2 protein-coding genes are annotated in these 1,650 nt (G+C 41.0%); both read right to left on the reverse strand.

What is annotated here, in order from left to right; all coding sequences use genetic code 11:
* Window positions 1–1,088, reverse strand: a 1,088-nt coding sequence (locus tag ABHN01_RS25685) for a BCCT family transporter (protein WP_429877897.1), incomplete at its 3' end; no start/stop codon positions are given.
* Between the two features lie 85 nt (window positions 1,089–1,173).
* On the reverse strand, window positions 1,174–1,650 hold a 477-nt coding region (locus tag ABHN01_RS25690; protein WP_429877898.1), incomplete at its 5' end, for a hypothetical protein.

Below are 1,650 nucleotides of genomic sequence, written 5' to 3' on the forward strand. Positions count from 1 at the left end.
CCAAATATGGACATCCAAAGAAATGTTCCCAATGTTGGAACAACCAAGACTCCAATAACAAACTCCCTCACCGTTCTTCCTTTAGAAACCCGCGCAATAAACATACCTACGAAAGGTGCCCAAGCGATCCACCATGCCCAATAAAATAAGGTCCATGATGCAATCCATTTTCCTTCACCAAAGGGCTCTAACCTTAAACTCATATGTATAAAATCGCTTATATAGATACCAGTCGTATTAAAGAGAACCTTAATAATAGTCATGGTGGGGCCGACAATCAAAAGCAGCAGCATGATAGCAAAAGATAAGATCATTGCCGCATTCGATAAGTATTGGATTCCCTTTTCTAAGCCTGTATTGATTGAAATGATAAAAAGGACTGTTGCAACAGCTATGACGATCAGTTGGACGAACAACACATTGGGAACGCCGAATATGTCGTGCATTCCCGCAGTTACCTGCATGGCACCAAGACCTAAAGATGTTGCGATTCCGAAGACGGTTGCAAAGATTGACAGGATATCAATGGTTTTTCCTATCGGACCGTATATCCTATCCCCTAGTATCGGATGGAACGCCGAACTGATGGCAGCAGGAAGCCGTCTGTTATATTGAAAAAAGGCAAGGGCCAAGCCGATAACCGTATAGATGGCCCAAGGGTCCAAGCCCCAATGAAAAAATGTATACTTCATAGCCGTATTGGCTGCGTCAATCGTATAGGCTTTCCCATAAGGAGGGGTAGTATAGTGGGTAACGGGTTCGGCCACACTCCAGTACACTATTCCGATTCCCATACCAGCACCGAACAACATGGCGAGCCAAGATGCCGTGTTAAAATCCGGCTTGTCCGTTTTTTTACCGAGCCGAATATCGCCATATTTAGAGAACAGTAAATAAATCGAGAAGACCACAAAGAATAGAGTGGCACCAAGATAGACCCATCCAAGATAATCAATCGAACCTTTATAGATGGTATTGGTGACTTTGGCGAGATTATCTGTAAAAAAGACACCCCAGACAATAAAAATGAGAGTAATTAATAAGGAGACAATAAAAACACTGTTTCCCGTATACTTTTTGTTATCCATAGAAACCTCCTAGTAAAAAATTTGGGGTAAGTAAAAATAGGCATTTTTCATAAAGGGATCAGTTTGACAGCATCCAGAGGAAAGATCATTTATCAAGGATATTATATAGAAATTCCCATATCTCAGTGTTCATCAACTCTTCCTGCGACAACTCTAATCCGCTTCCCAGGTAAAACGTTTGGCCTTTTATTGCGACCACCATAGCCTCAAATGATTCACTACTGTCCTTCTTTTTATAAATGTCACCTAATGTTGGCAACAGTTCACTAATATGATTGGTAACTAATTGGTTGGACTCAATGTCTTGTAAGTTTTCTGGTTCAACACTTTCAATGTCTTGATAATCGATAGGGTGGCTGTCATCAGCACGGCCGGGTACCATTAATAAATACTCATTATGCTTGATTCCGTGAGAATTACTTGTGATGATCCCTTTGTGATCAGCTGTTTCAACTTCTTCGATTTCATTTAACGAATAAGTATCCAGGGAATCCGGCAATGGATTGTGAATTAAAATATAATCACCCGTTTCCGCTTTGCGGTCATTTCTGAGCGTATATAC

The sequence above is a fragment of the Fictibacillus sp. NRS-1165 genome (assembly GCF_050468105.1).
Lineage (GTDB): Bacteria > Bacillota > Bacilli > Bacillales > Fictibacillaceae > Fictibacillus_C > Fictibacillus_C terrinigri.